The organism is Rhodococcus sp. no. 34 (assembly GCF_054589475.1).
Map to the genome: position 1 here is coordinate 118,269 of NZ_BAAILK010000038.1, position 8,867 is coordinate 127,135.

1 protein-coding gene is annotated in these 8,867 nt (G+C 63.0%); it reads right to left on the reverse strand.

What is annotated here, in order from left to right:
• On the reverse strand, positions 1 to 8,867 hold an 8,867-nt coding region (locus tag ACYP01_RS17420; protein ID WP_459681463.1), incomplete at both ends, for an amino acid adenylation domain-containing protein.

Genomic DNA, 8,867 nt, shown 5'->3' on the forward strand with positions numbered 1-8,867 from the left:
AGAGGTCGGGAGCACCTGACAGTGCACGTCGCCAGTAAGCCAACTGCTCGGCGATCACCGACCCGGGGTCGTCGACTGAGCCCAGAATCTCCCGTTGCCAGAGCGCGAAGTCGGCGTACTGGACTGGAAGCGGCGTCCACTGGGGATCTCCGCCGTACGCGTGGGCCTCGTATGCAATCATCACGTCTCGGGTCAACGGAGACATCGAGAAGCCGTCAGCCGAGATGTGGTGCACCACTACGGCAAGCACGTGTTCGCGCTCATCGATGGTGAACAACGCTGCCCGCAGGGGAATTCGTGCGGCGACGTCGAAACCGGCCGAGACCATCCGGGCAAGCTCGTCACGGAGATGACGTTCGTCGGTCACCGTTGTCTCGGTCAGCTGCGGCAGCTCGGCGCTCTCGGTGGGCACGATGTGCTGGACCGGTCCGTCACCGTGGACCGGGAACATCGTTCGCAGCGATTCGTGGCGGGCGATGACATCGGACATCGCTGATCTCAAGGCCGGTTTGTCGAGTTCACCGCTCAACCGCACCACGAGCGGAATGTTGTATGCAGGAGAACTGGTGTCGAGTTGATTGACGAACCACATCCGCTGCTGAGCAAACGACAATGGGATGTTGTCGGGTCGGGGGCGCGGTCCCAGTCGCTCCGACCGTTCGGCGACCGACTGGCCGATCACCGTAGCCAATTCGGCGACCGTCGGCGTCTCGAACAGATCCCGCACGCCTACGGTAACTCCGAGCACCGCCCGTAGCCTCGCCGCGACCGAAGTGGCGCTCAGAGAATTTCCACCGAGCTCGAAGAAACTGATGTCTGTACCGACGCGTTCGAGGCCGAGCACCTCTGCGAACACGTCCGACACTGCCCGTTCGACCGGGCCGACCGGGGGACGGAAATCCCCTGTGGTCGTCTCGATTTCGGGTCTTGGCAACGCCGAACGGTCGACCTTTCCGACAGCGGTCAACGGAATGTTCTCCAGCACCGTGAGAACGGCAGGCACCATGTGCGAAGGCAAGCGCCGGGCCACGGCGCGAATCAGGATCCTGGTGTCCAGTCGACCCGCGGTGGGCACGACGTACGACACGAGTCGGGTGTCTCCGGTGGGGCCGGAATCGGCAACCGTAACGGCAAAACCGACGTTGGGCTCCGCCATCAGCACACTGTCGATCTCACCGAGTTCGACACGGAAGCCTCGAACCTTGACCTGGAAGTCGCTTCGCCCGACGTACTCGACGCACATGTCCGCCGTCCATCGCACGATGTCGCCGGTGCGGTACATCTGCGTTCCTGGGTCAGCCGGGTTGGCAACAAAGCGTTCTGCCGTCAACCCCGCCCTTCGGTGATATCCCCGCGCCACGCCTGATCCGGCCAGATACAGCTCGCCGGGGACCCCGACGGGGACCGCTTGAAGTCGAGCGTCGAGCACCAGTTCGCTGACGCCCCTGACAGGTCCACCGATCGTGATGCGCTCCCCGGCGGTCATCGGCGGACTGACGTTCGACATGATCGTTGCTTCGGTCGGCCCGTACGCGTTGTACAGGCGGCGGCCAGGTGCCCAGCGAGCGACGAGGTCGGGCGGGCACGCCTCGCCCCCGAATACGACTTCCGAAAGTTGTTCCAGCCCAGCCGGGTCCACCGATGCCAATGCCGCCGTGGTGACGAACGCGTGCGTGACGGCGTGCTCTGCCAGAAGTTGCGCCAGGTCCTCGCCCCCGTAGATCCCGGGTGGAGCGATAACCATCGTCGCCCCGGCTCCGAAAGCCTGCAGATATTCGAAGAGCGACCCGTCGAAACTCGGAGTGGAGAAGTGCAGCGTGCGTGATTGTGGAGTTGCGCCGTAGCGTTCGAGCTGGTCTCGGGCGAAGTTGTCTAGCCCTCGCTGCGTGACCACGACGCCCTTGGGCACGCCGGTCGACCCCGAGGTGTAGACCACGTAGGCAGCTGAATCCAACCCGATCGGACGGAGTCGGTCGTTGTCGGTCAACGGGCTCCCCGAGAATCCCTCGCACTTCTTCGTGAAATGCGGATCGTCGACAATCAGCCACTCCGCGATATCGGGCAATCGATCTCGGCCCGCGGTGGTGGTCAATCCGAAGCTGACCTTCGAATCGATCAGCATGTGATTGATCCGCTCGTCCGGATAGTCGGGATCGATCGGCACGAACGCAGCGCCTGTCTTGGCGACGGCAAGTATCGACACCACGGACGCGAGAGAACGTGGGATACCGACCGCCACATAGTCCTCGGTTCCCAGGCCGTGCGAGACGAGCATGCGAGCAATGCGATTGGAGAGGATGTCCAGCTCGCCGTAGGTCATGCTGCCGTCCGCCGATTCCACGGCCGGTGCGTTCGGATCACGCTGGGCTGCCTGGTCGAAGATCTCCGGGAAGACGCGCGACGACCCGCCGGCCGTGCCACGGACTGGCACCAATTCAGCATGTTCGGAGGCTGCGAGCACCGACACCACAGCCAAGGGGCGATCCGGCTGGGTACACGCTTCGAGTACGCGCCGCAGGCGTCCGGCGATCTCTTCGATGTCGGCGGCACCGAAAACCTCGGGTATGTACTCGAATTTCAGGCGGAGCCTGGTGTCGACCGATGCTACGAGGCTGAGCGGGTAGTGGGCAGCGTCCTTGGCTTCGACATCGGTGATCCGGACCCCCGCAATATCGGTATCGGACGAAAGCCCCTGACGGTCAACGGGATACGATTCGAAGACAGTCAACGTGTCGAATCCGATCTCCGGCCCCGCGCCTACGTGGATCTCGGAAAGCCCGAGACAGTGGTGATCCGACAGCTCTGCTTGCTCGGCCTGGATCCGCGCGAGGAGTGTGCCGATACTTTCACTCGGGCGCAGCGTGATTCGGACCGGAATTGTGTTGATGAACAGCCCGACCATGGTTTCGATCCCGGTCAGCTCGGGAGGTCGACCCGACACCGTCGCTCCGAACACCACATCGTCTCTCCCGGTCAGTGCAGCAAGGACGATCCCCCACGATGCCTGAACAATCGTGTTGATCGTCAGCCCGAGTTCACGCGCCATCCCGCGAAGTGAGGTTGTGAATTCCTCGTCCAGATCGAACACCCACTCGGCCGCCATGGTGGAGAGTCGACGCGATCGAACCGCTGGAGCCAACAGCGTCGGTCCTTCGACTCCGCTCAGCGTCCTCGCCCACACAGCTCGGGAGGCTTGCTGATCGCGGCGACTCATCCAGGTCAGATAGTCGCGATACGCGCGCGCGTGAGGCAAGGCCGCCACTTGACCGTCGGCGGCATAGAGCGTCGCCAATTCCCGGATCAGCAGGGGCATGGACCAGCCGTCCAGAAGGATGTGATGATTGGTGAGCACGAGCGTGAACTTTTCGGGGGCGAGAGCGATCAGGGTGAATCGGATCAACGGCGCCCGTGCCATGTCGAACGGGCGCGCTCGGTCCTCGGCCAGCGCTCGATCAATTTCCTGATCTGGTGCACCAGTGAGGTCGATTTCCTGCCACGGCGCTGCCACGTTGCTTCGGACCACCTGGACGGCACGGCCGTCGGCGCTGTGAAGGAAGGCGGTACGCAGGTTCTCATGCCGGCCGAGCAGCGCGTCGGCGGCGCGGCGCAGGCGCTCCGAATCGACTGCGCCGGCTAGATCGAGAGCCACTTGTACGAGGTATGCGTCGACCGATCGTTCGGCCAATTCGGCGTGGAACAACAACCCCGCTTGCAGTGGAGAGAGTGGCCAGACATCGCTCAGGTCGGGACACCGACTTTCGAGGTCGTCGATCGCCTCCTGTCGAAGATCGACCAGATCGAAGTCCGAGGGTGTGAATCCGCCGCCGCCCGCCGCGAACTCTCCGAGCCCGGCCAGTGCGTCGAGCCACCACTGCCCCAGTTGCCGAACGTCGTCCGCACCCAGAATGTCCGGTGGGAACGTCCAGCCGGCAACGAGCTGCGGACCGTCCTCGGTATCGCTGTCGACCGTCATCACGTTGACCTCGAGGACGCTGGCGAGTGGGAGATCGACGGCCGCAACCGTCCGCAGGTCCTCGTCACGGATCGGTACCCATCCCGCTGAAGCGTCGGCGTCGGTTCCACCGACGCGTCCGAGGTAGTTGAAGCTGATCTGAGGCACCGGAAGTTGCGAAAGAGTGTGTGCCGTTTCGCGGTTCAGATAGCGCAGCAACCCGAAGCCGATGCCGCGGTCCGGCACCGCCCGGAGTTGTTCCTTGACAGTCTTGGCAGCGACGCCGGCAGCCGGGCCGCCGGCGAAGGCGTCACCCGGATCCACTCCGCTCAGATCGATCCGCACCGGGAAGATCGTCGTGAACCATCCCACCGTGAGAGCAAGATCTGCCCCGGGAACCACCTGTTCCTCGCGTCCGTGCCCCTCGAGACTGATCAATGTCTCCGGATTGTCGATGCCGCGGTCCATGCGCCAGCGGACCATCGCAAGTGCCAAAGCCGTCAACAATCCGTCCTCGACGCTCCCGTGAATCGCCTGCGGAACTGTCGTCGACACGGCCTCGGTCAATCCCGTGGGAACTCGTACTTCGATGTCAATGGTGGCCGAGGCGGTGTCCCTCTTCGTCAGGGCGCGCACACCCAGAGTCGGATCCGGGCCCTCGAGCACCTCTCGCCAATAGTCGATTTCAGCGACCCGATCCGGCTCGCGCGCGGCGTCGACGAGGCCATGTGCCCATCGACGCATCGAGGTTCCGACCGGAGCAAGTGACGGGTCGACGCCTGACTGCACCTGCGCACAGGCAAGTGCAAGATCGGGGATCAGGATTCGCCAGGAAACACCGTCCGTCACCAGATGGTGCGCTACCAGTAGCAACCGTTTCCGGCTCTGCCGGTCCTTTTGAATCTGCCCGTCGGTGTCGAGCAGGACTGCCTGCACCATCACACCTGCCTCCGGGTCGAGCCGCCCCAGAGCTGCGTCGAGTTCTGTCGAGACCGTCTCCGCGGCAGAACCCCCGAGGCTCACGTGGCGTACGACGGTCTCCGCCCGCACCGTACCTACAGGCGCAACGTCCATCCGCCGAGCGGATTCAGGATGATGCGTCGCCCGGATGCCCGCGCGGAGGATGTCGTGGTGGTCCAGCACAGCCTGCATGGCCAGTGTCAGCGTGACCTGGTCGAGCGTGGCAGGAACCGAGAGCAGAACAGATTGGGAGTACCGGCGAAAATCTCCACCACGGTCAAGCATCCATTCGACGATCGGCGTCAATTCGATCTCACCGACGCCGCCGCCAGGTAATTCGTCGACGACGACACGGTTGCCAGCCGTTCCGGCCGTCTCGGACAGCGCCGCAACAGTTTTGCGTTCGAACACCTCGCGCGGTGTGATCAGAACTCCGGCAGACCTGGCGCGCGTCACCAACTGGATGGACATGATCGAGTCACCGCCGAGAGTGAAGAACGAATCGTCGACCCCCACCTCCTCGAGTCCCAGAACTTCGGCGAACAGACTCGCAAGGATGTTTTCCGTCGCGGACGCGGGGCCACGACTTACGGTTGCCTGTCGCCCGAAGTCAGGTTCAGGCAATGCATTCCGGTCGAGCTTTCCGTTCACCGTCAGCGGCAAACCCTCGAGAATCGTCACGACAGCGGGGACCATGTGGGGCGCCAACCTCTGTGAGACATACTCGAGCAACGCCGCCGGAGAGATAGTGGCACCGGACTCCGGCACCACGTAGCCCACCAACCGGTCTCTGCGGGCTACCACCGCCGACTGAGACACGCCCACTCCGGAGAGCAGTGCAGCCTCCACCTCGCCGAGTTCGATTCGGTACCCCTTCACCTGCACCTGCAGATCGTTTCGTCCGAGGTACTCCAGCTGCCCGCTGTCGTTCCAGCGCCCCAGGTCACCGGATCGATACATACGCGCACCACTGACCGCGAGGTCGGGAATGAACCGCGCGGACGTCAGACCGAACCGGCCGAGGTATCCGCGTGAAACCTGATCACCGGAGACATACAGTTCACCCACCACACCGGGCGGCACCGGGTGCAACCGCTGATCCAACACATACACACGCAATCCGGGTAACGCCCGACCAATCACCGAGGCCGATCGTTGACGCACCAGCACACGATCGAGCGGTAAATGGCTGACGTGCACAGTGGTCTCCGTGATGCCGTACATGTTGACCAGATCTGGTGACGAAGTCCCGCGACGGGCGTACCAGCGCGTCAACTGTCCGAAGTCGAGCGCTTCTCCGCCGAAGATCACGTAGCGCAATGACAGGGCCGCACCCCCGGTAAGCCGGTCGGCTTCCGCCAATTGATAGAAGGCAGTGGGAGTTTGATTGAGCACCGTGACACGTTCGTGCCGTAGCAATTCGAGGAATGCCTCTGGTGAACGGGCCGTGAAGTAGTCGACCAGTACCAGTCGGCCACCGTGTGCGAGTGCGCCCCACATTTCCCAGACCGAGAAGTCGAATGCCTCCGAATGGAACATCGTCCACACATCGCCGCTGCCGAAGCCGAAGAGCGCTCTGGTGTTTGCCAGCAACGTCACTACGCTGCGGTGAGAAACCTGCACCCCCTTCGGGCGCCCGGTGGACCCCGAGGTGTAGATCACGTAGGCCACCGATTCGGGTCGGAGCGGTAGCAGCCGATCTCGGTCGGTCACCGCAAGCGGAGAAAACCTGTGCAGCGCATCGAGAATCACCGGGTCGTCTACCGCAATCACTGGAATCTCGCTGTCTGCGATTGCGTCACTGTCTCGTATGTAGTCGCCGTCGGCCCGGGTGGTCAACACACACTTCGGCCGGGCGTCACGCAGCACGAAGTCCACCCGGTTTACCGGAGAAGTCGAGTCCACCGGTACGTATCCGCCACCCGCCTTCACCACCGCCAGCAATGCCACCATCAGGTCGATCGAGCGGGCCATCGCGACTGCCACCAAGGTTTCCGGCCCCACCCCCTGCGCCACCAACAGTCGAGCAAGGCGGTTTGCTCGCTCGTCGAGTTCGCGGTACGTAACCGACAATCCGCCGCAGCGCACCGCCACGGCAGCACCGGACGTCAGCGCCGTGCGATCGAAGAGATCCGACAACGAATCCTCGTCTGTTCCGGCGCCAGAGGGCGTGGGCGCAACCAGCAACCCGCTGAGTTCGCCGGCCAGAATCATGTCGATATCACCGACGACCACCGACTGGTTCTCGGTCACGGCGCCGATCACTCTTTCGAAGCGCGCCGCGATGCGCGCCACCGACATTCGATCGAAAATATCTGTTGCATAACGGAAACCGGCGCTGATACCAGCGGGCTCACCGTGCTCGTCGACGTGCTCCATCACACTCAGTTGCAGATCGAATTTCGCAACCGCGAGATCGACGTCGAGCGAGCGAACCGTCAGTTCCGGCAAGTCGAAGCGCAGTCCCGTATCGGTCTGGAATTCGAGGAGTACCTGAAACAGAGGTGAATGCTCGGTGGAACGGTCGGGCGAGAGGTAATCCACCAACCTCTCGAAGGGGATGTCTGCATGGTCCAGAGCACCGAGATCCGTTGACCGCACCGCGGCCAACACCTCGGCAAAGGTTGCTCCGGATGAGACAGGTGTGCGAAGGACGAGCGTGTTGACGAACATCCCGACCACATCGTCGAACACCGATGCACCGCGACCTGCGACCGGAGTCCCGATCACTACGTCGTCCGCTGTAGTGAGCCGTGCCAGCAATACCGCCAGAGCCGCATGCATCACCATGAACAGAGACGAACCGTTCTGGTGTGCGAGTTCGTTCAAAGCTCGATGGATCTCGGGCGAGAAGTCCATCGAAACCACCGCGCCCTCGGCAGACCGTTTCGAGGTTCGTGGTCTATCGAGAGGGAGCGGCAAGACGTCCGGAATACCCGACAGCTTCGCTGTCCAATAATCGAATTCGGCCGAGGGCCAAGTTTCCGGACCAACGTCTGCGTCGACGATCTCACGCTGCCAGAGGGTGTAGTCGGCGTACTGAATCGGCAGCGGCGCCCAGTCCGGGCTCCGACCTTGCGTGCGCGCGGTATATGCACTCATCAGGTCGCGTGCCAGTGGTCCCATCGAGAAGCCGTCTGCGGCGATGTGGTGAACAACGATCGCGAGTACATGCTGCTCCGGTCCGGTTCGGAGTAACCTCACATGCAGCGGGAACTCTTCGGACACATCGAATCCGATGTCGAAGAACGCGTGCAAGTCCGTGAAAAGCCCCTCGCCGGGAATCGGCACGGGGTGGATTCGAGGAGCAGCGACCGCGGGTTCGGCGATCACCTGGTAGGGCCCGTCTGCGGACGCAGGAAAGATCGTTCGAAGGGATTCGTGCCGTTCCACCACATCACCCAGCGCGGCTTGGAGCGCATCCGAATCCAGGAACCCGTCCAGTTGTAGTGCGACGGGGATGTTGTAGAGCGGAGACGAGGTGTCGAACTGGTTGACGAACCACATCCGCGATTGCGCGAACGACAGCGGAATACGTTCTGGCCGTGCCCTACTCGTGAGGGGCACACGAGTAGCTTCCTCGGGTCCAGGCTCGCCCGGCGCGGAGTCGATTGGATCTATCGAGGCCGCCAGGTCCGCGACCACGGGGGCGTCGAACAGTGCATTGACCCCCATATTGGTGTGCAATGCGGCGTTGATGCGGGCGATGACTCGAGTGGCGCTGAGGGAATCCCCGCCGAGTTCGAAGAAACTGTCGTCGGCACCCACCTGGTCGAGACCGAGAACGTCGGCAACAGCACGGGCGATTCCGATTTCGGCAGGAGTGGCAGGAATCCGATATGCAGCGCTCGCAAAATCGGTGTCCGGGAGGGCTTTACGGTCCAACTTCCCATGCACCGTCACCGGAAACTCCCCCAACACCACCACCACCGACGGCACCATGAACCCCGGAAGA